The sequence below is a fragment of the Pseudomonas fluorescens genome, assembly GCF_902497995.1.
Taxonomy (GTDB): domain Bacteria; phylum Pseudomonadota; class Gammaproteobacteria; order Pseudomonadales; family Pseudomonadaceae; genus Aquipseudomonas; species Aquipseudomonas fluorescens_BK.
This window is the reverse complement of the sequence record NZ_CABVII010000011.1, coordinates 43,905-67,074: the sequence shown is the minus strand read 5'-3', so window position 1 is coordinate 67,074 and position 23,170 is coordinate 43,905. Positions and strand designations below refer to the sequence as shown.

The following is a 23,170-nucleotide window of genomic DNA, read 5'->3' as shown; positions in this document are numbered from 1 at the left end:
ATACTCCTGAAAAAAATTGCACCGCGAAACGCATCTTTACGCCATCAGCGCCCTTTTTGATTATGCCGAGGAAGCACCATGCCAGTTGACGGGCCTTTACCTGGGACGGGTGATCAGCACGACATCAATGCCGATGCAACACGTTGCCTGATGGCTCGTCATCCCAAGGATTGGCGATTGCAAAGCCTGGAAGGGACTGACGACTATGGCTATGACTTCCAAGTGCAGACCACGCCGAATCAACGCGCGACGGATATTTTCCGTATCCAACTTAAAGGCACCCGCTCTCCGAGCCTGACGGCGGATGGCGAATACATTTCGGTCGCTCTGAAAGCCACCACTGTCCGCTATTACGCCCGAGCCGTAGAACCGGTGCTCTTGGTGATCTGCGACCTTTCGGTAAACGAAGACCCTGTTGACTGCCCCCTTTACTACGTCTGGCTCAGGGATGAGCTGATCCGCATCACCGTCGATGATCTGTCTGCCGAACAGAAATACGTCACCCTTCGCGCGCCAACAAAGAACATTCTGAAACGGACTACAGATCTCTCTGAGGGCATTCGCCACCAGAACGAACTGTCTCGCGTGGGGCATGTCCTTAGCCAACGCGCGGAGCAAACCCACCCCGGGATGCAAGCAGATGACCGCTTAACCTTGGTTCAGGGGGTGGTAAAAGGCGTGGCTGCGAGAGGGTCTGCACTGATGAACGCTTTGGCAGGCTCAACGGAAGACTACTGGGTCAACCCAGCTCGGGACACGCTTGCCTGGAATCTGACTCAGGCCAAAGCAGATCTACGGGTAACTGCGCTGGATCGAGCAAAGATACAGCTCGACGAGGCAGAGCCAAAGCTAGAAGAATCGACCACCCTTGAGCGCGCGGAATATTGGCGTCTACGTGGCAACTGGCAGGTTCAAACGGGGGATAACCAAGCGGCAGTCACTTCATACCAGAACGCGTATGAGACAACGCCTTTGCCCAAGTACCGAGCCGCCAGGGTGGAAGCAGAGATCCGCATCAGATTCGAAAACGATAGCGACTCGCTTGCTGAGCTGCATGATCTACTGGAGGGTGAAGACCCAATAGTCATCACCGTTCGTTCCCGGCTACATGCGGTGCAAGGGCATTACCAAATGGCCGCTGAGCTGGCTGATTTGCTTCCAGAACCTCAACGGTCTTTCGCCAGAGCGTTTGCACATTGGTTGTCTGAGGAGCCTGCAAATGCCCTGGCGGACTGCGAGGCGGGCCTTGCATCCTGCGAGGCATCCGATGACATACGTGAACTGTTGCTTTTGCTTAGGGCCCGAGCCAAATTTGCCCTCGCGTTGGCCACGGCCAGTACTCAGCGACGTGAATCTATCCCACCAGCAGGTCTTCCGGGTGTAGACCGTCAAAAGCTTGAGGAGGCTTGGGCTGCGATTAACGACGCTGTCTTGTCCATAAAGGCATCAGGCTGGGATTCCAACATAGAGCAGCTCGTCGACATTTGGGGGGCTACAGCGTCGGCACTCGGCAAGGCAGAGTCGATACTTGCAGACCTGAAGGATGCTGCGCAGAAACGCCCGGACTTGCCCCATATCCATGAGGTCTTACGGGGCATTGCAGGTCAGTTATCGGACTTCACCCTCGCGTTGTCGGCAAATGATCAGTTGCCCGATTCACCGGACAAGCATCTCTGGAACACGCTCCTGCTATATGAAACCCGGAAGTTCCGGGCATGCTACCAAAGCTTCAGCGTATACATCGGTAGCGTGGATCGCAGCCATCCCCTGTTTGGGTCGGCTGTCACAGCAGCCTCTATTTCTGCTCACAAATCAGTTCAGCCTGGCCTCGTGAAACAGTGGATGGGTCTGCTCGAATCCGATCCTGATCTAGCCCCCCAAGCCGCCCTCGCACATTTTTATCTCCAGTTGGAGATCAGCAGGTTGGATAAAGATGAGGCTTTGAGTTCGCTACAGGCCAGGTATGAGGAACTGGATCGGCCCGTGAGCATTGCACTCACCCTCATCCACGAGCTTGATCCTACCGATTCGGAAAGTGCGATGGAGTGTGTTCGACTCGCCGAAAGGATAACTGAGCACTACGTACTTTCGCCTGCGATGGCTGCGCGCCTGGGGATGGCGTTGGTAACCTTGAAAGATTGGCAGGGCCTCGTAGAACTGTGTCAAAGCAATCGAGTGCGCGTTGAGCCAGGTGATCGAATGGGGGCCTTTGAGGCATTGGCACTTGATCATCTAGGCGAAACGGAAAAAGCCCGGGATCGGTTGTTGAAAATTGTAGCTACGGGATCCGACGACCCACTGGCTCTGAACACCTATGTCACGATCGCTACTCGTTGCGGCTACGTCGATGACGCCGTAGAGGCGGCGGAAAGGGCTCTCGAAACTGCGAAGTCCAAAGGGGAACAGTTGGAATTTGTGAAGTTACTGTTCTTCCTCATACAGTTTTCCGACCCAACGAGCGACAGGCTATTGGAGCTGGCCCTGCGAGCAGGCGAGCTAGTGGATCAGAGCGTAGAGAGCCAGGAAGGCACCTACTTGATGATGCATCTGAGCGGCACCCTGGGTGGGCGCAGTGACATCGACCTTGCCAGAGATAGAGAGCAATTCCGAACACGCGCTGATGCATTCTTCAGAAATTTCCCGAATTCCCGGATGCTCTGGAGGGGCGAGGTTCGAGAGGGCGCCTCTGGTACGGAGTTGGTTGAAAGCCTGAAAGCACTGACTGGACTGACGCCCGACAGAGAAGCGTTCCAGAAACGGCTGGAGCGCTCCCTACAGCAGGGATTAAACACCATCCCTTTCTCATGGCGCCCGCGACTGGTGCTGTCCTGCATTTCCGATATCGTGCATCTGTGGGAAGTTGCCAAGGTGTCCAGCCGGGATGATCGCCAGTATCACCTGGCGATGGTCAACGTTATTGGTTGGCAACCAACCGGTGCCGATGCCCTGCGCAAGCGAGTGCCTTTGCTGGATTGGACAGCGCTGCTAGTCCTCAATGATTTGGGGCTCATCGACGCCGTCATCACTTTCTTCGGTCAAATTGCAGTGGCCAGAGCCACGATGGAGGAGCTTGCCGAGTTCACAAATCCTTTATTCGGAAGCCCAATGCGAAGCAAGTGCTTGGGCCTACAGAACGCCTTGAAACCCCATCTCGCTTCGATCCTCCAACCCTCCTCTCCAGAGGAAGCAAACGAAGCTTCGTCATCAACAGTCATTGGGCGAAGCAACAGCGAAATGGTGGAGATATGCGCCAAAGAGCCAGAACGGTACAGGCTCTATTCTGATGACGAAGCGCTGCGCGCTTTTTGTGCCGCAGGTTCCGAGGTCGATGGCTTCTGCACGCTTGACGTCCTGGCCGCCCTGACAGAGGTTGGGCAGCTTTCACCACATGAAAAAGCAGGCAAAGTTGCCCAGCTGTGCGAATGGCGGGTCGGGGTAATCGTACAGCTATCCGAAATTGTGCAGTTACTCCCTCCGACTGTCTTTACTGCACGAACCGTACGTCTAGGCGTAGAAATCCTTGACGCAGAACCTGGGTTCATTTCAGTGATCTCGGCGCTCTGGGATTTCCGCGCGCCCTTTGAGAAAGCGCTGGGGCATGCAGCATCGGTACTATTTGTACTGGTGGCGCAGGCTCTGCTTCCTGAGATTGCGTTAGCTGCGCTGATGCGACACTGGCATGTCAAAGCAGCTATGAAAAATGATGCCCCTGATAAGGCCCTTGAGACCATAGTCCTTTTGATCATCACCGCCGCACTCATGGGTCATTTGCCGAAGGCTTGCGCCAAACGACTCTGGGCGGTTTACAGGCTGTTAGTCGAGTCTCACCATGGTGACCAAATGGACGAGCGTCTTGAGAAGGTTGCCATCCGGTTGCTAGGTTCGAAATGTGCTCAGTTGGAATCCGTAGCAGCCGGCGAAGGATTGCGAATCTTTACCGAGCTCAATGAGAGTCTAACGATGGGCACAATTGACCAGTCCGAGTTCGCCAACGCTTACACCACAGCACGAATAGCGGCGCAAAGCCACCTATAAAAATCATGATCGAGGAATGGGATGGTGACGGTGCGATTCGAATTCCCCGGCATTGCAAGAGCTGGAGCTTGATGTTGGCGACTCGCTATATTTGATAGAGGAATTTGTCGGCAACACGCGCTGCCTCGTCCTATCAAAAACGCCTCAGATTACGGATCGAATAGACGAGCTCACTGAAGCCTGGACTGGCGGACAGCCTAGTAACGCCGAGGTGAAATAAAGCAGTCACTCGACGATCCGGGCTTAAAGCCCGAATACGCGACAGCAACAACCGGTCTCAGAAGCTGCCTTGGAAGGAAGCGTGAGACAAACCTAGCAAGCCTTTCTCCTTGTGAACCGCAATCGACGAGCATTTACTCTTTCAGCGCAAAAACCGCGTTCATGTCATCGATGCTTACGACGACCTTCGGCTTGCGAATCAAGCCCTTCAGTCGCTCAACGGAATACGGTGCCGGCACGATGGCGAACTGACCATTCCTCAGGTCGATGAATTCGATTTTATCTCCTGGTTGTAGGCCAAGAGCAACCCGTACCTGGACAGGGATGGTGATTTGGCCTTTAGCGCTCAGAGTGGCAGTTGCCATGAGGGATACCTACGCGATTGGGCACTTACATGATAGCCGAGCGGCGCGGCAGGCCACGTAACGTGAAGAAGTGAGGTCGAGCCGGGCTGAAGCCCGAAGGAGCGGTAGCCAAATCAGCATTAGCTGCGCCGCCCGACACGTCGCCTAGCTTTGATTATTGGCAACAGGAAGCCAGGTGTATCACCGCTCAAAGGGATGCCCGAGCTACGATCAGGTGACGGCGAAAAACCAAATAACTTTTGATTCTGAATCCGAGGCGCAGGAGGCGGATATCTTAAAGCGAGCAACTGTAAGTAGCTGCAGTCGCGTATTGGGGAATCCTACGGTAACCGCCCGGCGAACTCACCTATTCGCCCCCTGCTTTTAGAGCTTGCCGTGGGAAACAAATTTCCCCAGCCGAGAGTAGCGAGCTGCCAAGCTAAGGCGCATCTCTTCCAAGTCGAGGAAAAAGACTGAATCGAGCTTCAGCATCTCAAAGCCCAATTACACACCCATTTACACCCATTTAACGCTAGCTGAACCCTACGGAGTGTCCGGCTCAATAAAGCGTCACACCGAGCCGGGCCTCAAGGCCCGAAGATGCGATAGCAACAATCAACCTGAGCTGCCATCCCTAGTGGCAGTCAAAGAGAGATCTATCATGGCATCATGTATGTTGAAATTGATGGCTGGCATAGGCCATCTCAACGACCGCTTATGGCTCCCTTTCGTGCAATCGAAAGTGGTAAGCGATTAGTATTTTGCCAACCAATGGGAGCCCCCGCATGAAGCTTTTTCTCGACTGCGAATTCACAGAACTCTCGACTCAAGCAAAGCTCATCTCGCTGGCTTTGGTCGCCGAGGATGGTCGCGAGTTCTACGTTGAGCTTCTAGACACCTGGCGGCCAGAAGACTGCAGCGATTTCGTTATCGAAATAGTGCTGCCTCAGCTATGGGGTGGTGCCTATGCTATGCCCATCATCGACGCCCGAGCAGCGTTACTCCGATATCTGGGATCGTTCCATCAAACACTGGAGGTGGTCACAGATGCTCCAGATTACGATTGGATGCTGTTCTGTGAACTTGCACATTCTGAGGGTAAGTGGCCGCACAACGTGCTGGATACCCCCACTAATGCCGTGACTCTGGAGGCGTGCAATGATGGCTCTCCCCTTCCTCACCATGCGCTCCTAGATGCCCGAATCATTGCAGGAATGTTCAAGCAGTAAAATGCGCAAGAAAATCGGAGTTTTTCTGCTTGATCACAGAAGTGGCGATCCCCCAACGACGATCAACTCCAGCTTACGTATCTCCAATACAAAGGTAAGAGTCGATTCCCTCGATCACCGACTGAAGCTTCTGCCTGAGTACCGGAAGCTCTGATGCGGTTAAGGCATGTGGCCGCTCTGCCATGCCAAGGAACGCAGCCAGTGCCAGGTCAGAATGTTTGACCAACGCCACCAAATGCTCCCCCCTCGGCCCGCTGCTTCCAGCCAGCCAGTTCTTCACCGTCCTTTCATTCGCGTTAGTCCAACGCATCAACGTTTTGGTCGCCTGGTGCGTGGCTCCAAGCTCCATATGCAGAGCTTTGGCGATTCCGACCGCGTATTGCTTCTGAGCCAGAAAAGAATTGCCCGTTTTCGTGAACATTTTTCCCTCCCCGGTCTTCTACCTTCTTTAGAGCCACTTTTAAAAAACGAAGTAACTGATCACGGCTTCCGGCCTCGCCTTCAGCGGCTGCCCGATCAGGTTGAGGACTTGCCGATGCAAACTCTCATTGGCGCGAGCACCTACAACTCTGGCTCAAGCGCGGCCATGGCGGCGGCTTATGTGCGGATGTCCACCGAGCATCAGCAATATTCGACAGAAAACCAGCTCGATACGATCCGCCTTTATGCAGCGACCCACGCCCTGGACATCACCAAGGTTTACACCGACGCAGGTAAGAGTGGCCTGCGCTTGGAAGGTCGAGACGCTCTCAAACAGCTCTTTTCCGATGTAGAGAAAGGGCTAGCCGACTACTCGACAGTCCTGGTCTACGACGTCAGCCGCTGGGGTCGCTTTCAAGATCCTGATGTGAGTGCCAGCTATGAGGTTCGCTGCCGGCAAGCGGGTGTGTCCGTTCAATACTGTGCGGAGCAATTCACCAACGACGGCTCACCGGTCTCCAACATTGTCAAAAGCGTGAAGCGCATGATGGCTGGCGAGTACAGTCGCGAACTATCGGTGAAGGTGTTTGCCGGGCAATCTCGTCTCATCGAACTTGGGTATCGCCAGGGAGGCCCTGCTGGTTATGGTCTGAGACGTCAGCTAGTCGATGGCAACGGTACGCCCAAAAACGAATTGAGTGTTGGCGAGCACAAAAGCATCCAAACAGACCGGGTAATTTTAGTCCCGGGCCCGAAACATGAGATCGAGATGGTTCGGCACATCTATCGGCTTTTCGTTGAGGAGGGTCGAAGCGAGCGCGAAATTGCTGATTGGTTGAATGCTCAAGGCGTACTGAATGACCGTTCCGGGACGTGGTCTCGGGGTACCGTGCACCAGGTGCTGATCAACGAAAAATATATCGGCAACAACGTCTGGAACCATACCTCCTTCAAGTTGAAGCAAACGTATACGCAGAACCCTCCTGAAGAATGGATTCGAGCGGATGGAGCCTTCCTTCCCATTGTCAGCGTCATCCTATTCAAAGCTGCTCAGTCAATCATAGAAACGCGTTCCTACCGCATGCCTGATGAGGAAATGCTCCAGGTATTGAAGACGATCTATAAACGCAGGGGATACTTATCGGGACTTGTGATTGACGAGTCTGAGGGGTGCCCCTCAAGTAGCGCTTACCAACACCGGTTCGGCAGCTTGCTTCGCTGTTACTCCCTGATCGGCTACTCCCCCGCACGCGACTACCAGTACATCGAAGCCAATAAACGCCTTCGGCAAATGCATCCGTTGCTCCTTCAGCAAACGACTCAGAAGATTGAGGAGGTAGGCGGAAAGGTCTGGGTAGACCCACGCACTGATCTCATGCTGGTCAACCAGGAAGTGACCATCTCTCTTGTACTTAGCCGTTGTCAGGTTTCACCCACGGGCAGCAAGCGATGGAACATCCGCTTCGATTATGGCTTGAACCCGGATCTGACCGTTGCGGTTCGCATGAAGGAACAGGAAGAGGCTGCACTGGACTACTACATCCTACCCGCCATCGACATTGAACAACCAAAGCTGCGACTAGCAGAAAGTAACCAGGCCAACCTCGAGATTTACCGGTTCGACACCTTGGAGATTCTTTCTGATCTATCACGCCGCAGTGATTTTAGGAGGGTCGCATGACGGCTATCGAGACCCATCGTAGAGCTCTGATGCACATTGCGGAAGAGACGACCATTCGGCTCATTCCAATCGAAGATATTCGAGTGCTCAATCCACGAGCGCGTAACAGGCAAGTCTTTGCCAGGCTGGTGGAGAACATATCGGCGTTAGGTCTGAAACGCCCCATTACCGTCGCTCCCACGACTGGCGGCACGGAGTCCTACGAAATTGTTTGTGGTCAAGGTCGGTTTGAAGCGTTGCAAGCGTTGGGGGAGAAAAAAATTCCCTGCATCGTGGTAAGCGCAAGCGAAGCGGATCGATACCTGATCGGTTTGGTTGAAAACCTAGCACGCCGAAAACATTCGAATCGTGAGCTTTTGACGTCAATCCAAATCCTTTCAGATCGTGGATATACCTGCCAGCAAATTGCCGAAAAAACCTGTTTGGATGCAGGCTACATACACGGAATCCTTGTGCTTTTGCGTCAGGGAGAAGAGCGCCTGATCGCTGCGGTGGAGAAAGGATGGTTGTCGATAAAATTGGCGATGGAAATTGCCCGCTCTAAGGATGTTGATCTTCAGAAGGCGATGATGGAAGCCTATGAAAGCGGAGTGCTGAAAGGCGAACAACTGATGAGGGTGCGCCGCCTCGTTGATAAACGAAAAACCTTTGGCAAGCGTTATGGCCAGCAAGCGCCTCGTACTGAGAAGCCGACACCTCAGAAGCTTCTACACGCCTATCAAGTAGAGGTTCGGCGCCAGAAGGTCATGATCAAAAAGTCGGACATCAACGAACAACGACTGCTGATCATCGTCACGGCGATGCGCAAACTGCTAACCGATGACTACTTCAGGACGCTGCTTCGTAACGAAGAAATTCCGGACATGCCCAAACCACTGGCTGACCGGATATTTGGAGAGACGCCGTGATTACAGAGGTCAAGCAGGCATTCGAGCAGCGTGTCATTGCGATTCCCCTCGAGCGAATCCTACCCTCGCGTAAGGTTGACCAACTGACACCCGGAAGTAAAAAGTACGCCAGCATTTTGAGCTCAATCAAAGAGCTCGGAGTCGTTGAACCGTTGGTGGTTCACCCCAAGCCTGTCGTTGCCGATGGAGTGACTTTGTTCATGCTTTTGGATGGGCATTTTCGCTTAGAGGCACTCAAGGCATTGGGGGCAACTGAGGCGCTATGCCTGATTTCCACCGACGATGAAGGCTTTACCTACAACCGGCAAATCAACCGACTGACACCGATCCAAGAACATAAAATGATCATCTCCGCTCTGAAAAAAGGTATTGAAGCCTCTCGCATTGCGGCGGTTCTTGGGATCAACGTGGATAGGGTTCACGAAAGAGAAAATCTGCTGAAAGGCATAGCGCCGGAGGTAGCGGAGATGCTGAAGGTTCGCATGGTATCGCAGGACGTGTTTCGTGCCCTTCGAATGATGAAGCCCATCCGACAGATCGAAACCGTTGAAATGATGATTTCAGCCAACTGCTTTACGAGAAATTACGCACGAATGGTTTTGGCGGCGTCGCGACCGGAGATGCTGGTTGAAAGGAAGAAAAAACTAAGTGACGTCAGTGCCGTCGACATAGCCCGCATGGAGCGAGAGATGGAGAACCTCCAGCACGATTACAAACAGGTTGAGGACACACTGGGTGAGACGATGCTGGTCTTGGTTGTGGCCAAGGGTTATCTCGTACGTATCCTTCGAAACGATGCCATTGCCGGCTATCTCACTCGCTACTATGCAGAATTGCTTGAGGAGCTGATGTCTATCATGGAAGCCGTAACCTCCGATGCCAGGCAGCTTGAACGAGAGTAACACCCTTTTTTTCTCCGCTCAGGTGCTGAAGGACGTCGCGGTTGGCTTACGCATCATGAAACGGGCCACCAGCCAGCCATGGATGAGATCGAATCACAGCCTCATGCCTGTTGATGGCTTGAGACTCACGCTTTTCAATGACTACGAACGCCTGGACTATTTCGAGGATTGCAGGTCGACATGCACCCAACCTGCAATCGAACCCTTCCCGACTAGATAGGTCTGCTCCTGTATAACTCCTTTGGAATTAGATCCTATGTCCGTGCAACAGAGCCTTGTCGTAGTCGCACGAGGTGGATATGCCGCTCGAGGCGCTCTTTATCTGATCATAGGTATTTTCGCTCTGCTGGCGGCTATCGACTCGACGAAACCGAAGGATAGTCACCGGAGCTTGGAAGCGTTGCTGAGCCAGCCGTTCGGCTACGTTTTGGTCGGACTGGTGGTGGCTGGTCTGCTCGCCTTCGCCGCTTGGCGAGTGTTGCAGGCAATACGCGACGTTGATCATCACGGTAAAGAAATGAAGGGAGTGGTAATCCGTGCAGGTTTGCTGGCGGGTGGTGTAGTCAACGGTGCGCTGGCGTTTTTTGCCTTGGGCCTACTCATAAGTGGCATCAGGAGCTCGGGCAATTCCGGAGGTGGGCAAACCAGGGATTTGCTGGCGCATCTATTGTCCTGGGAACACTCAAACTTACTGGTATACCTCGTCGCACTCGTACCACTAGGCGTAGGCATTGCACACATCATCAAGGGCTGGAAGGCGACGTTCGAGAAATATTTCGAAGCTGACGAAGACGTTATGCGGTACGTACGACCGGTGTCTCAATTCGGTCTGATAGCCCGTGGTGTCGTCTTTATCGAGATCGCCCTGCTGCTGATGATCAGCGGATCGAATTACAAAGCCTTGGATCCACCGGGCATGAAGGAGGCACTCGATGCTCTTCAGAATCTGCCGGCGGGAGGTTTGATTTTGATGGTGATGGCCTTGGGGATGATCGCATTTTCGGTTTACAGCTTTTCCGAAGCTGCTTGGCGCAAGATCAACATGGATGTGCCCGGAGTACGGAGCGCATAGGCAAATGATTACTGCAAGGACTGCAGGTCGCCAGAGGGACGTGTCGGGTCTCTTGAAAGCTGGCAGCGCTATGGCTCTTCCTTGGGAGCGTGAGCAACTAGAGCCTTTTTAACAACCTCTGTAGACATTCCTTGTAATGAAGAAATGCAAAGCCCTCAACTCACTGATGCGCCGTCCTTCCCACGGGGAAAGCATGATGCGCTGTCATAAATTGTCTCAGCTCAATCCTGCACCGCTGTTGAAATCATCGCGTCTTACCGGTACTTGTAGAGCACCATTCTTTAGCAGGGAACGCACCATGCAGCCGAGATTCAAGGTGATTGGAACCACCAAATTGGACGATGGCAGTAAGCGATATAGGGTTGTAGATCTCGTGGAGGGAGGCTCAGCTAGCAAGCATGGCGTATTCGAAGTCAGGGCTGATGCAGAGGCTGTGTGCTCACTCTTGAACGCCGAGCATCCAAGAGAGATGAGAGCACGTCACCGCACCGCTTAACCCCCACTGTAATGGTCAACTAATTCCGGACAGTTCGATAGGCGATTTCGACGCCCACTTCGGTCGAAGGCACCAGAAGCTCCTGAAATTTCTCCACCGCTACTGTTGTTTCGTCAAGCGCCTGCGCCCCCCCTCAGTCGTTCACGACTTCACACCTCTGAGTGCGTAGGCATTTGATATGAGCGCAGCGGTATCGAGGTCAGATAGCGCGCCCATTCCTCGAAATTTCGACAACTGGTGGAGGATTGCAGCTAGCGCCTCGCTCTCATTCTCTGCAAAACGCCTGCATAGCATTGTGATCAAGTGGGTGGCCTGTTCGCTATCTGTAATCGCGCGTGGATCAAAGCGTTCCGCGATGCTACAAGCCAGCAATCCATATCCAGGGTGTTCCTTGCAAAGCGTGACTAAGCTGTCGAACTGACCAGCGGGTGCTGCGGGTGCTGCACCGACACGGCCCCATTCCATTTTTTTATCCGACGTAGACATATCCATCCGTGGGTTGCTCTGGTGATTAAAAAGCTTGAAGTACCGGCTTGTAGAATAGCGTTTGCAGAAGGTTGGTGCAGCAATCGGGCGGTTTCACGGCGCGACTTTCGAATTGGCGGTTCGTGCACGCCTTCAGACCTTCCACACAAGTGCCGACCGGGGGACAGTGGGCCGGGGCGCATTATCTGCCCCCACTTAGCATGGTTCCCAATAGGTGACGACGATTGTGCGCGGATGCCCGGCTTTGGCGGTCAGAAACCAGCCGTACGCCGTAGCAAATCACGATTGGTAGATCCCTCTTCGCCGATGAAATTGGGTGGAACTTTCGAGCGCCGCTGACCCCATACCATCAGCCCTTAAAGTGTTGGGGGATGGACTCTGCGCACTGCGACATACGCTTGCAGTGGTAGTTACCAGGAGATCTAAATGCTAGTGCTCACGGACACGCAGCGCGCGTACCTCAAGAAAATACGAGCCCTCAGTAACGACCTGCAAGGCAACGAAGTCTTCGTTGGCCTGACGCTTGAGGAATCCTTGCGATTCAATTTTTTAAGTGAGTCGCTTTTGGAGCAGGAGCATCGCGCTCAGGAACACGTCGACGAGTATCTCTCACTCGTCCAAAAGCACGAACATAGCCGGCGCCAATTGCTAGAAGCAGAGATAGAGGCGCAGCAGAACAGATTGGCACGTCATTGAAAAATTACCTGACGTCGCTTGATCTGGGGGTCGACCTTGTTGGTAAACGTGATCCATCGCATTGATGGCGACCGATCTCAGTCCACCAGTGACTAAATTCACCAGTGCTCTGATGGGTTGCCTGCGTCTTTTAAGCCAGGAAAATCATCGAGCGCAATTCCAGCATCAACATCGCTCTAGTGCTCGCATTCGGGCCTATGAATCACCCCCGCTTCAGCATCTGCCCGCATCTGGTCGAGTTCTCTAATGAACGCTTTATCTTGAACCGTGGGCTTAGTGGTGTATCGCTTCCGCTCAGGCTCGGATTGGGCGGCATACGTCGTTACCGCGTCAGGGTCACGCTGCAGCTTTTCTTTAACTTGAGATTCCAGCATCGCACGAAGCGCATCTTTATCTGGACGATTTAGCAATTTATTACTCCAGTAACAGTAAATCAGAAGCTCCAAAAAGAGCCGTGTCATCGGCCGACTGGCGAAATCAAAATTGTCGTTTACTTCGGTAAACGAGCCAGAGACCTACAGATCTCATCGACTGACTGGAAGTCTCAGACAGCATTTCGCCAGCTCTCAGAATCTATCAGATTGAGCGCCTATATCGAGTTGCGCCTGCCGTTCTGAATGGACGATTGAAGCCGTTTCAGGTTGCGCCGCTGGCACACATACTCCGCCTCTGCACGGGTCTGATAGATGGTCTGTAGCCGCAGCTTTTTTTCGTTGTCGTAGAGGTTAAAACCTATGGTCGCGGTTTTACAGAAAGAGCGCGTTCCGTTGCGCATGCAGTCCGTATCCATGGGTAAGGCAGGTATAACATCGAATCTCAGGGCCATTTCACGTCCTCTTCGAATTTACCGTTGAGTCATTTCACTACTAACTATTAGCGGCTACGGACAGCTACGGCAAGGAACGTTCTTGCGAATCCGATGAATAGCTCCGGCTTGCGCCCTTGGCCCTCGACAAACATGAAAAACACAGAGGCGAAAATTGCTTTTCGCATACCCAGCTTGCCTTGACGCTCCTATGAATTTCCAACTGCTATGCTGTCCTCTTTGACGGAGGAACTCGATGCCAACGTCAGACCTGATTCGCCCATTTTTACTAAAATGCGCCACATCAGCTGTCAACGCGCCAACCTCGTCCCGTTACGTCCAGTCCCAGTTGTGAGTTGTCGGATCAAAAGGTGGGGACAGCACATACCTAGATGCCCATTGGGAGGGCTCAATACTCAGACGATATCGAGCGGTAAATGGTAGAGGCGGATCAAGGAGACCTACTGCATGGCGTCATTTTGAAATATTGAAACTGTACACTGACATTTCTGACCGTAGCCGGCCTGCCGCCACCACAGAGCGAGGTTCAGCCAAAAAAAATAAAAATAGATCAGTCAAAAGGTTACCGCATGAACGACACACGTGTGTCCCATCAAACCAAAGCCTGCCTCAAACAAGCTTTTGAGCGTAACCATCAGCTGTTCAGCGAAGCCCAGCGCTTGCGCTGCGCGGCCCTGAATATTCTGGATCGGCCCTACCTGAATCCGGCAGCTTTCAGCCAGTACCAAGAACAGCGACGACAGGCCGATCTAAAATATGAGGATGCCATGGAGCACCTACGATCGCTCATGGCGCACTACCACCACTCCAGCACACCCAACATTTCCGCTAGCATAAGGACGCCGATATTCGCTTGAGCGGCCATGGATGTCGAATTCAACAGGGAGATGGGATCGTCATGTATAAAATGAGTGCAGGCTATGCCCGCGTACTGGTGAACACACTGTCGGAGCAAGGTCTGGATGTCGACCGTCTGTGCCAGGAGGCTGGGCTTGATGTAAAACTCACCACTACACCGAGATCCTTCTGCGAACGAAGCATACTCTACCGTTTATGGGATCTGGCAGCTCGGGCCTCCGGTGATCCGAACATTGGTTTGAAGTCCGCCAAGAACTTCCATCCGGACATTTTTCAAGTCGTCGGCTATACCATGATGTCCAGTTCGAACCTGAAACAGGCATTCGAACGACTAATTCATTTCAACCCGTTGCTCGGTACGGGTTTCACCCTGTTTGTTGTCCAAGAAAACCAGCATTACCGCCTGGTTACGCTCGATCACCATCAGCGCGGCTCGATCAAGCCCCGCCAGTACACCGATGCCAATCTCGCAACCCTGCTAGGTGCCTACCGCTGGCTGAGTGGTGACCAATCGCTGAGACCGCTGAGTGTGGAATTCAGCTATCCCCAACCAAAAGACATCCACGAGCATCAACAGCTGTTTGGCTGTGAGCTGCATTTTGGGGCGGCTTATGACAACATCTTGTTCGATGGCGAGGAAATCTTGCGTCCATTGAGCACAGCCAACGAAGGGTTGGCCAAGCTCCATTACAGCTATGCCAATGCTCAGCTTGACCTGTTGAATGACTCCACCGTGGTCTGCAGAATCCGTGCGCTGATTACCGAACGCTTGAGTCTGGAAAAAACCCAGGTAGCGTGTGATATGGAATCGATTGCGGCCGCGCTGAGCATCAGCAAGCGCACACTGCAACGGGCACTGGAAAGAGCAGGTACGCAGTTCACGGATATCCTGAACTATGTGCGTCAGCAACTGGCCGACTTCTACCTGCGTCATTCCCATTTCAATGTGCAGCATGTGACTCACCTGCTCGGCTTTCATGACCACAGCAGTTTCCACAAGGCTTGCCTGCGTTGGTTCGGCATGACGCCCGGTGAGTATCGAGTGATTCAATCATCGCAAGAAGCCAAGAAAGCCAAGATTCTCCGAGTCCGCTAGGGTAGGCGTTATACCTTGAGTTGAGCGCCTGCTGCTCATGTTGATTGCATCAGGCGAAGGCAACTGGCCGAAAAATCCCCAGCCAGTCTTTTCAATATTAAGGGTTTAGTACCCATGCACGTAGGTGTCGGGTAAAGGCATCAAATAGCAAGTCCTCAGCCGGGGGCCAATTGGGTCGAAGGAAAGTCTTCCATTCGGGACAGCTGTACTCACCATAGTCACCGAGCTTTGCGTAAGCCATGACTTGCACAACGACGGTTTTGAACACGCCCTTACCCTCCCTCCGCCCGCGAGGTCACCAATTGCTGAGGGACGTCGCATTCGGCACGGCACTGGATTATCCCCTTCGCTGATGGTGGATATCGTGGCTGAGATAGGCTCAAAAGCAGTGGCGTTCGACACTGCTGATGTGCGTTAACCTATCTGTTGGAAGCGCATGATCAGTGCCAGCTGGTGATCGCAGACCATGGTGTTCCGGGGCAGATCCAAGGCATCGAATTCATTGAAATGGTCAGGGGTAGATGGCCGTACATCGCTGCAATTTGACCTCCGGGTATCTGATCGACCGCGCAACGGTACCACCATCAACCATCTATCTGCACAAGCTCTGGTCACTGGACGATCTGGTCATCTCGGTGGCGTCCCTCCTGCAGCCTGATCACCCCATCCGCAAGACTTGAGTCGTCGTAAGCTGGTGGGCTCTGATGCTGCCAGTCCACCATATGCCGTAGCGATCACGCACAGATCGTTTTGCGAGCCGCCATTTCAATTCTGAGTTCGCCGATCAAATTTGAAATCGCTCGACTGGACGTGAGATGCGAAGCCAACACGCCGGGGACAAACAGTTCGACCCGGCCCGAGGAAGGCTCAACCATCTTGATCAAAAGCGACCCTTTTGGGTTCACGGTGCAGGTGCAAGAGCGGGGTAATAAACCGCTCTCTATGATATGTCGGAGCTCAAGAGCTGAAATCATGACGTTTCGTCCGAAGGGGAAAAATTCCTTCTCAGTCTTGTCTATGAAACCCAGTAGTCAAGGAACGCGCCGGAACGAATTCACGACCAATTGTGTCTCCCCCCTTCGGCATCGAACTGACATAGCTAACCCTTAATTTTTATACTGCTACGCTTGCCTTTTCCATGGAGGAACACAGATGCCAAATTCAGACCTACTCCCTTCCCTATTGTCCAAAATCTATCAAAACCAAGTCTCGCTCGAAGCGGCCATCATGGAACTCACATTGTGGGTCGAGCAGCGAGACTCAGGTGAGGTTGGAGGCAATGTGCGCGGCGCGCTGGCAACGATCAGCAAGAACGAAGAATTCATCAATATGACGTTAGCGGTGCTCATGACGCCTGAGTGAGTAGGTCTCGGTTTGGTAGGCTACGTGCGGCCAAGGAGCTCAGGAGCTAGGCACTCAATGCAACCTCATTTACCTTTGCCTTGGTGTTGGCTCGCACCCAGGTGTTGCGGGTTGGCCATGCGATGAAGCTTCCGCCTTCAAGCCAGATTGCTGGTAAAAGGTAGCCTGCCAAATTTTTTAGCGGACATCGGCTCAACAGGGATCGTATGTTAAAGAGAACGCATGGAGGCTCCTCACCAACCTGTGAGGTTGTGAGTTTTAGATTGTGCCCCGCGAAGACTCATCAAAAATCTGATGGGGCAACAGTCCTCGGCAGAACAGTTGTCGACCATTGCCAGATCGTTGGTGAGGTCGCCAGGGAAATAATTTCAAGGTATCCGATTACTCTCCAAGGCACCCTGTTTCCCCGTGGGGCTCACCTTGTTGCTGCCCTCCACGATATTGGCAAGGTCAGTCCGTACTTTGTCGAAAAGCTGCGCCAGGCGTGTACCCCAGGCTGCACCAATTTACCGGCCCAGCCGGGTATTAATCCAACATTAGAAAGTCAATGGGGTGGACATGCGGGGGTCAGCCAGGTCACCGCTAAAGCAATCCATGCACCTGAGTTCGTGCCGGAAATTCTCGGTCAGCACCATGGCTTTTCACCTCCGGTAGCAGGACGCAGGGCAAGCGACGATGTTTTCGGGGGGCTGTTGTGGCAGCAAGAGCGTGAGGCCTTGGTTGCGGAACTGAAAACTTTGCTTGGCGCGAATTGGCCGCAAGTGAACTCAGTGCCACAAGCGCGGCTGCTGGCCGGTTTGACCTCCGTCGCTGACTGGATCGGCTCCGGCGAACACTTTGAGGATCCCACCGCTCCTTGGCAGGGCAATATCTCCCGAGCACTGGATCGTGCCGGATTTAGTCCACCGGCGTACCAGCCAGGACAGTCGTTCCTACAGATATTCGATTTTGCTCCCCGTCCAGCCCAGCAACAACTCTTGGATGTGGTGACGGAGCCAGGCGTCTATATTTTGGAAGCCCCGATGGGCCTCGGCAAGACAGAAGCGGCCCTATATGCAGCTTACCGCATGCTGGACAGCGGGCACGCCAGTGGTATCTATTTCGCTCTGCCGACCCAGCTCACCTCAAAAAAAATCTTTGAACGCTTCAACAGGTTCCTCCAAAGCATTCTTGCAAAGGATTGCCAGCATAGCTCTTTACTTTTGCACGGAAATGCTTGGCTGTTGGATACCGAAATGGGGGAAGAAGGCCGCCCTGGCGGCGCCTGGTTTAACCATGCCAAGCGAGGTTTGCTGGCCCCTTTTGCAGTCGGCACCATCGACCAAGCACTGATGGCCGCGATGAACGTCAAGCATGGTTTTGTACGAGCTTTCGGTCTGGCAGGCAAGGTGGTGATTCTCGACGAGGTGCACACTTATGATGCTTATACCGGCACCTTGCTCGATGCGCTGATTGATCTACTGCGTAGCTTGCATTGCACCGTGATAATTCTCAGCGCGACGCTTAATCGCGACCGTCGCCAGCAACTTCTTGGTTGCAAACTGTCCAGCGATGCATACCCGCTGATCACAGCGGTGTCCCGTCAGGGCGATATCAACGAGCTGGTCGTAGCAACAATCGACAACCAATCGATTACCATCCGATTGCTTGATCAGGATCAGCTCGCCATCGAGGAAGCCATCGAGCGCGCGCTGCAGGGCCAGCAAGTATTGTGGATCGAAAACACCGTTATCGAAGCCCAGCAGCGCTACCTCGATCTGGCCGCCAAGGCCTGCGAGTTAGGGTTAGCGTGCGGACTGCTACATTCGCGCTTCACCGTCGGAGATCGGCAGAACATAGAAGATCTTTGGGTCAACCTTTTTGGCAAGCCTGGCTGGCCGGAACGCCAACTGCATGGGCGAATTTTGATCGGTACTCAAGTGTTAGAGCAGTCACTGGATATCGATGCGGACTTTCTGATTAGCCGCTTCGCTCCCAGCGACATGCTACTACAACGCATGGGTAGGCTATGGCGGCATAAGGAAACGCCCCGAGTACAACATGCACGTTGTGAGGCTTGGTTGCTGGCGCCAGATATTGGACAAGCGATCGCGGCACCGCAGCAAGCATTTGGTAATACCGCCTTTGTCTACAGCCCCTATGTGCTCTGCCGTAGCCTGGAAGTATGGCAGGAGCGGACAACCCTCGACCTGCCGCAGGAAATCCGCTCTCTGGTTGAGCAGACCTATGTCCAACGCAATGAAGACGGGGCTATGGCCACTTGGTTACATGAGTTGGACAGCGGCACACGTTGGCGCACCGGGCGTAAGGCCATGCGGCAATTGGCCAAGATAGCCCTAGCGGAATTGGGCAATACCCTGCCTGAGAGCAAGGCACAGACCCGCTATAGCGAAATGGAAAGCCACGATGTACTGCTATTGCGCGGACTGATTCAAGTACCGGAGCAGAAAGTCAGCCTTCTGACCCTCCTCAGCGGTGAACAGGTGCATCTGCCTTGGGAACGCCACCGACTGGGCAAGCACGACTGGCGCCAGATCAGCGCGAAGCTAATGCGCCAGATCGTCTCAGTGCGGGTGCAAGATGCGCCGCTGAAACTGCCCATCGAAACCCTAAGCAAGTTTGGCTTGCAACATTGTTTTTATCTAGGCAGCCCGGAACACGACGAGGCCATCTTGCGTGTGGGGCTGGTGGATGACTTCGGCGGTATTCACAGCGTGCAAGGCACACGAGCGCATGAGAAACGCCAATTAGATTATCGCGATGATCTGGGTTACCGAGTGATCAAACAATAAGGATAGAAACCATGGAAAATCGTTTCAATCTGGTGGATGAACCCTGGATACCAGTTTCCGACGTCGGCCGAATCAGTCTGCGGCAGGTATTCTCGAATACTGGTTATCGGAGCTTAGGCGGTAACCCGGTACAAAAAATCGCCCTAATGAAGCTACTACTGGCTATCGCCCAGGCGGCGGAAACACCCGCCGATGAAAAGGAGTGGTGGGCGCTGGGAGCCGAAGGATTGGCCCTGCGCTGCCTTGCCTATGTGGATCGCTGGTACGAGTGTTTTTATCTATATGGCGAGCGGCCTTTTTTACAGATGCCGGCTATTGCTGCAGCTGCGGTGCAAAGCTATGGCGCTGTGTTGCCAGAAGTATCTACCGGTAACACCACCGTGCTTAGCCAATCTCAAGTACAGCGTGCACTGGATGATGCGGAAAAAGCGGTATTACTGGTGAGCCTGATGGCTTTTGCTCTGTCAGGAAAAAAAACCGATAACAGCGTAACCCTGAGCCTCGGCTACCAAGGCAAGCGTAATGACAAGGGCAAGCCCTCCTCCAGCAAACCCGGGCCAGCAGTAGCTCACATGGGCCTGCTACATAACCTCCTGCTTGGCGATAACCTGCAGCAATCGCTTTGGCTGAATCTACTGAGCACCAAGCAGATTGAGCAGGCCAATATATTCCCCCAAGGTTTAGGCACCGCACCTTGGCAGCAGATGCCCGCTGGCGAGGATTGCCTCGTGGCTCAAGCGCACAAGCAATCCTTACAAGGTCGGCTTGTGCCGCTATGCCGTTTTTGTCTTTTGACCGATGACGGCCTTCATTACTCCGAAGGCCTTGCCCATCCGGGCTACAAAGAAGGCGTTGCTGACCCTACGGTGGCAGTCAATTACACAGGTAAAGACCCCAGGGCTCTGTGGGCTGACCCTGAGAAACGCCCTTGGCGTGAATTAACTGCATTGCTCAGCTTTTTCGAGCAAGGGCGCAGCCAAGGTTTTCAAAGCTGGCAAGTTCGCGCTTGTGTGGATCGCGCCCGGGATGCAACTGCGGCTTTTGCCATCTGGTCAGGCGGGTTGCGTGTCAGTAGTAATGCCGGCGAGCAGTATGCTTCCGGCAATGATGATTTCGTCGAGTCAGTGGTGTGGCTGCGCAGCGACATGCTGGGTGAGTTCTGGTTTGCCCAGCTAAAGGCTGAAATGGATGCCTTGGATGAACTGGCCAAGAGGCTGTATGGCCGGGTGATGGCTTTTTTCAAGGAGCAAAAGGTGGATGGCGGCAAGTTAGCGGCTCAAGCAACCCATCTGTTCTGGCAACTCAATGAGCGTAACTTTCAGGAACTCGTCGACAGCTGCAATCCCGATGAACAGGGACTACTGCAGCGTCAGCGATTACGTAAGCGCTTTGCCGATTATTGCCATCAGGCCTACGACCGGTTTTGCCCCAAGGAGACTGCACGCCAGCTCGATGCCTGGGCCAAATGCCGTCCGAACAACAGCACATATTTGAAGCAGGAGGCGTAATGGGATGGAGTCAATACAAGTTCAGGAACTGATCCCGGACAAAACCAAGCTCGATCGAGACGAGCGTTTTGTCAGCGGAGTAATTCAGCAGTGCATACAGAACAAGGGCTTGGCCGCACGCCTACGGCGGGCAGACAACCCAGCCACCGAGTATCAAAGCTGGGAGTTATTAGCCGCCTACGGCATTGACTTGGAGTTCGAACAGCAACGCTTGCCTTTTATCACCGTGGCGGCCGCTATTGCCAAGGCGAAAACCGAGCACAACGGTGCTCTAAAGCTGGGCAGAGCCATTGCTATTTGCTATGAGAATGGCTCTGACAGTAATCAAGCAAAAGCTCGACTGCGGCGCTTGCTAGCCTGTGATGATCTGTCGGAGCTATGCCGGATTCTTCGACCCTTGTTCTCGCTGATTGATAGTAAGGCGGGGCAATCGCTCGACTATCTGCGGCTGCTCAAGCAATTACGACGTTTCTCGTTCAACGCTCAACAGGTCAAGGCACAGTGGGCAATGGAGTTCTACGGTCAGCCAGCGGGTGCAAAGGAGAAGGACGCATGAGCATGATTGCCAGCGTGCTGCATTTAGATCGCAAGGCGGTCAAGGCTCTACGGATCACCGACCCTTACTCACTGCATCGGGTTGTCTACAGCCTGTATAAGGATGTGCGCAGCACCGAGGAAAAAGGTGCTGGTCAGGCTAGTGGCATCCTATTCGCGGATCAGGGTGGCGATTTTTCCGGTCGACGAATTCTATTGCTGGCAGACCGTCCACCTGCGGACTGCGTCGATGGTCAGTACGGCTCAGTGCAAAGTAAGCCAATCCCAAACAGCTTTCTTGATCACACGCAATATCGTTTCAACGTAATCGTCAATCCAACCCGCCGTGACAATGCCAGCCGCAAGTTGGTGCCCATAAAAGGACGCGAAGCCATTGGGGAGTGGTTCTGTGAGCGTGCCGCGCAGAGCTGGGGCTTCCAGGTCTCCGCCCTGAGTCTGCAGGTGGATCGGGTGGACGTGCAGCGCTTTAACGACAAACAGCAAAATCCAGTGACTCTGGCCCAGGCTCACGTGCAAGGTCAGCTCAGTATTTGCGACCCCGACCTCTTCCGCAACAGCTTTGCACGAGGCATTGGTCGCGGCCGTGCCTTTGGCTGCGGCCTGCTGCAGATCGTCCCCCTTCTCGACAACCCCTTCGCATGAAAAGGATATTCGACGTGACCAACACTTACACCAATACCCGTATCGAGTACCACATCCTGCAGTCCTTTCCGGTGACTTGTTTGAACCGTGACGATGTGGGCGCTCCGAAAACCGCCATCGTCGGCGGCGTAACTCGAGCTAGGGTGAGCTCCCAGTGCTGGAAGCGGCAGGTACGGCTGGCCATGCAGACCTTTGGCATAAAGCTCGCGGTACGAACTAAAAATGTGGAGCACCTTTTTACTCAGGCTTGCCTGACAGCCGGAGCTGATGAGGCAGGAGCTCGGACGTGTGGTAAAAAAATGGCCGAACTTCTTGTCGACGATACTCTGCTATTTATCAGTGAGAGCGAAGCCCAAGCTTTTGCCGAATATGCCCGCTTGCAAGAATTTGACGAGTCCAAACTGAAAGATAAGGAACTGGCTAAAGTTGCCAAAAAAGCAATCAATCCAGCAGTGGACGCGCTCGACATTGCCCTGTTCGGCCGCATGGTAGCTAAGGCGGCCGACATGAATGTAGAGGCAGCTGCCTCATTCGCCCATGCCATTTCCACCCATAAGGTGAGCAATGAAGTAGAGTTTTTCACTGCATTGGACGACCTTCAATCAGAGCCAGGCTCGGCACATATGGGCAGTTTGGAGTTTAATTCCGCTACCTATTATCGCTACGTCAGCCTAGATCTTGGGCAATTGGCTCAGTCCATGGGTGAGGATGACTTGAAAAAAGCCATTGCTGCCTTCACTCAGGCACTGTTCGTCGCTATTCCAAATGCGCGTCAGACCACCCAATCCGGCGCTAGTCCCTGGGAGCTCGCTCGCGTGATGGTACGCAAGGGCCAGCGCCTGCAGGTTCCATTTGAGACGGCCGTCAAGGCTCGGGATGGTGGCTTCCTGCAGCCTAGTATCGATGCGCTCAAAACCTACCTGGACAAGAAGGAGAAACTGTCCGGCTCGTTGTTCGGCAAGTTGGCCAGCTACGATTGGGGCGAGGATGAAGACTTCAGCATCGATGACCTGATCACTGCGTTGCAAAGCCATGTGAAGTGA

General features: G+C 53.6%; 20 protein-coding genes and 3 pseudogenes. 19 read left to right on the top strand and 4 right to left on the bottom strand.

What is annotated here, in order from left to right:
• The first annotated feature begins 78 nt into the window (after positions 1-78).
• Together F8N80_RS14580 and F8N80_RS31580 are read left to right on the top strand one after the other, a co-directional pair.
• On the top strand, positions 79-4,035 hold the full coding sequence (locus F8N80_RS14580) for a DUF4365 domain-containing protein (protein ID WP_150784121.1): 3,957 nt from the start codon (positions 79-81) through the stop codon (positions 4,033-4,035).
• Between the two features lie 5 nt (positions 4,036-4,040).
• A pseudogene (locus F8N80_RS31580) lies at positions 4,041-4,255 on the top strand (AbrB/MazE/SpoVT family DNA-binding domain-containing protein).
• Between the two features lie 133 nt (positions 4,256-4,388).
• Here the strand turns inward: F8N80_RS31580 and F8N80_RS14570 are convergent.
• A complete protein-coding gene (locus F8N80_RS14570; protein ID WP_150784120.1) occupies positions 4,389-4,619 on the bottom strand; it encodes an AbrB/MazE/SpoVT family DNA-binding domain-containing protein in 231 nt (76 codons plus the stop codon).
• 169 nt (positions 4,620-4,788) lie between these two features.
• Here F8N80_RS14570 and F8N80_RS31575 point away from each other — a divergent pair.
• Both F8N80_RS31575 and F8N80_RS14560 read left to right on the top strand, forming a co-directional pair.
• Positions 4,789-4,916, top strand: a pseudogene (locus F8N80_RS31575) (endonuclease); the annotation flags it as partial.
• Positions 4,917-5,383: 467 nt separating this feature from the next.
• Positions 5,384-5,827: a 3'-5' exoribonuclease gene (locus F8N80_RS14560; RefSeq protein ID WP_150784119.1), complete on the top strand. Its 444-nt coding sequence runs from the start codon at positions 5,384-5,386 to the stop codon at positions 5,825-5,827.
• A 73-nt stretch (positions 5,828-5,900) separates the two neighbouring features.
• Here the strand turns inward: F8N80_RS14560 and F8N80_RS14555 are convergent, their stop codons facing one another.
• Positions 5,901-6,248 (bottom strand): hypothetical protein, encoded by a 348-nt coding sequence (locus F8N80_RS14555; protein ID WP_150784118.1) that lies wholly within the window; start codon positions 6,246-6,248, stop codon positions 5,901-5,903.
• A 114-nt stretch (positions 6,249-6,362) separates the two neighbouring features.
• Between F8N80_RS14555 and F8N80_RS14550 the strand changes: the two genes are divergently transcribed.
• The 6 genes and pseudogenes from F8N80_RS14550 to F8N80_RS32170 form a co-directional block, all read left to right on the top strand.
• Entirely contained in the window at positions 6,363-7,928 is a 1,566-nt protein-coding gene (locus tag F8N80_RS14550) for a recombinase family protein (RefSeq protein ID WP_150784117.1), read from the top strand.
• Positions 7,925-8,836 (top strand): ParB/RepB/Spo0J family partition protein, encoded by a 912-nt coding sequence (locus F8N80_RS14545; RefSeq protein WP_224790684.1) that lies wholly within the window; start codon positions 7,925-7,927, stop codon positions 8,834-8,836. Before F8N80_RS14550 ends, F8N80_RS14545 begins: the two co-directional genes overlap by 4 nt.
• Positions 8,836-9,738: a plasmid partitioning protein RepB C-terminal domain-containing protein gene (locus F8N80_RS14540; protein WP_150784201.1), complete on the top strand. Its 903-nt coding sequence runs from the start codon at positions 8,836-8,838 to the stop codon at positions 9,736-9,738. The genes F8N80_RS14545 and F8N80_RS14540 overlap by 1 nt, the downstream gene beginning before the upstream one ends.
• Entirely contained in the window at positions 9,713-9,958 is a 246-nt protein-coding gene (locus F8N80_RS32175) for a DUF7693 family protein (protein WP_150784116.1), read from the top strand. The genes F8N80_RS14540 and F8N80_RS32175 overlap by 26 nt, the downstream gene beginning before the upstream one ends.
• A 36-nt stretch (positions 9,959-9,994) precedes the next feature.
• Positions 9,995-10,810, top strand: a complete 816-nt coding sequence (locus F8N80_RS14530) for a DUF1206 domain-containing protein (protein ID WP_150784115.1) — start codon at positions 9,995-9,997, stop codon at positions 10,808-10,810.
• 39 nt (positions 10,811-10,849) lie between these two features.
• A pseudogene (locus tag F8N80_RS32170) lies at positions 10,850-10,903 on the top strand (hypothetical protein); the annotation flags it as partial.
• Positions 10,904-11,447: 544 nt separating this feature from the next.
• On the opposite strand, the gene F8N80_RS14520 reads toward F8N80_RS32170, so the two are convergent.
• Positions 11,448-11,798: a hypothetical protein gene (locus F8N80_RS14520; RefSeq protein WP_150784113.1), complete on the bottom strand. Its 351-nt coding sequence runs from the start codon at positions 11,796-11,798 to the stop codon at positions 11,448-11,450.
• A 420-nt stretch (positions 11,799-12,218) separates the two neighbouring features.
• On the opposite strand from F8N80_RS14520, the gene F8N80_RS14515 reads away from it, so the two are divergent.
• From F8N80_RS14515 to F8N80_RS14495, 3 genes are all read left to right on the top strand, one after another.
• Entirely contained in the window at positions 12,219-12,488 is a 270-nt protein-coding gene (locus tag F8N80_RS14515; protein WP_150784112.1) for a hypothetical protein, read from the top strand.
• 1,395 nt (positions 12,489-13,883) lie between these two features.
• A complete protein-coding gene (locus F8N80_RS14500) occupies positions 13,884-14,171 on the top strand; it encodes a hypothetical protein (protein ID WP_150784109.1) in 288 nt (95 codons plus the stop codon).
• 41 nt (positions 14,172-14,212) lie between these two features.
• Positions 14,213-15,268, top strand: coding sequence for an AraC family transcriptional regulator (locus tag F8N80_RS14495; protein ID WP_150784108.1), 1,056 nt, complete (start codon positions 14,213-14,215; stop codon positions 15,266-15,268).
• 734 nt (positions 15,269-16,002) lie between these two features.
• Here F8N80_RS14495 and F8N80_RS14485 read toward each other — a convergent pair.
• The gene (locus F8N80_RS14485) at positions 16,003-16,242 is read right to left on the bottom strand and encodes a DUF1652 domain-containing protein (RefSeq protein WP_150784107.1); all 240 of its coding nucleotides are present in this window, start codon (positions 16,240-16,242) and stop codon (positions 16,003-16,005) included.
• Between the two features lie 178 nt (positions 16,243-16,420).
• Here F8N80_RS14485 and F8N80_RS14480 point away from each other — a divergent pair, with 178 nt between their 5' ends.
• The 6 genes from F8N80_RS14480 to cas7e all read left to right on the top strand — a co-directional run bounded on the left by F8N80_RS14480 (position 16,421) and on the right by cas7e (position 23,170).
• Positions 16,421-16,630: a hypothetical protein gene (locus F8N80_RS14480; protein ID WP_150784106.1), complete on the top strand. Its 210-nt coding sequence runs from the start codon at positions 16,421-16,423 to the stop codon at positions 16,628-16,630.
• Between the two features lie 251 nt (positions 16,631-16,881).
• Positions 16,882-19,422, top strand: a complete 2,541-nt coding sequence (gene cas3, locus F8N80_RS14475; protein ID WP_224790683.1) for a CRISPR-associated helicase Cas3' — start codon at positions 16,882-16,884, stop codon at positions 19,420-19,422.
• Between the two features lie 11 nt (positions 19,423-19,433).
• Positions 19,434-20,930 (top strand): type I-E CRISPR-associated protein Cse1/CasA, encoded by a 1,497-nt coding sequence (gene casA / locus F8N80_RS14470; RefSeq protein ID WP_150784104.1) that lies wholly within the window; start codon positions 19,434-19,436, stop codon positions 20,928-20,930.
• Between the two features lie 4 nt (positions 20,931-20,934).
• Entirely contained in the window at positions 20,935-21,486 is a 552-nt protein-coding gene (gene casB / locus F8N80_RS14465; RefSeq protein ID WP_150784103.1) for a type I-E CRISPR-associated protein Cse2/CasB, read from the top strand.
• Positions 21,483-22,127 (top strand): type I-E CRISPR-associated protein Cas6/Cse3/CasE, encoded by a 645-nt coding sequence (cas6e, locus tag F8N80_RS14460; protein ID WP_150784102.1) that lies wholly within the window; start codon positions 21,483-21,485, stop codon positions 22,125-22,127. The genes casB and cas6e overlap by 4 nt, the downstream gene beginning before the upstream one ends.
• 14 nt (positions 22,128-22,141) lie before the next feature.
• Positions 22,142-23,170, top strand: coding sequence for a type I-E CRISPR-associated protein Cas7/Cse4/CasC (gene cas7e / locus F8N80_RS14455; RefSeq protein WP_150784101.1), 1,029 nt, complete (start codon positions 22,142-22,144; stop codon positions 23,168-23,170).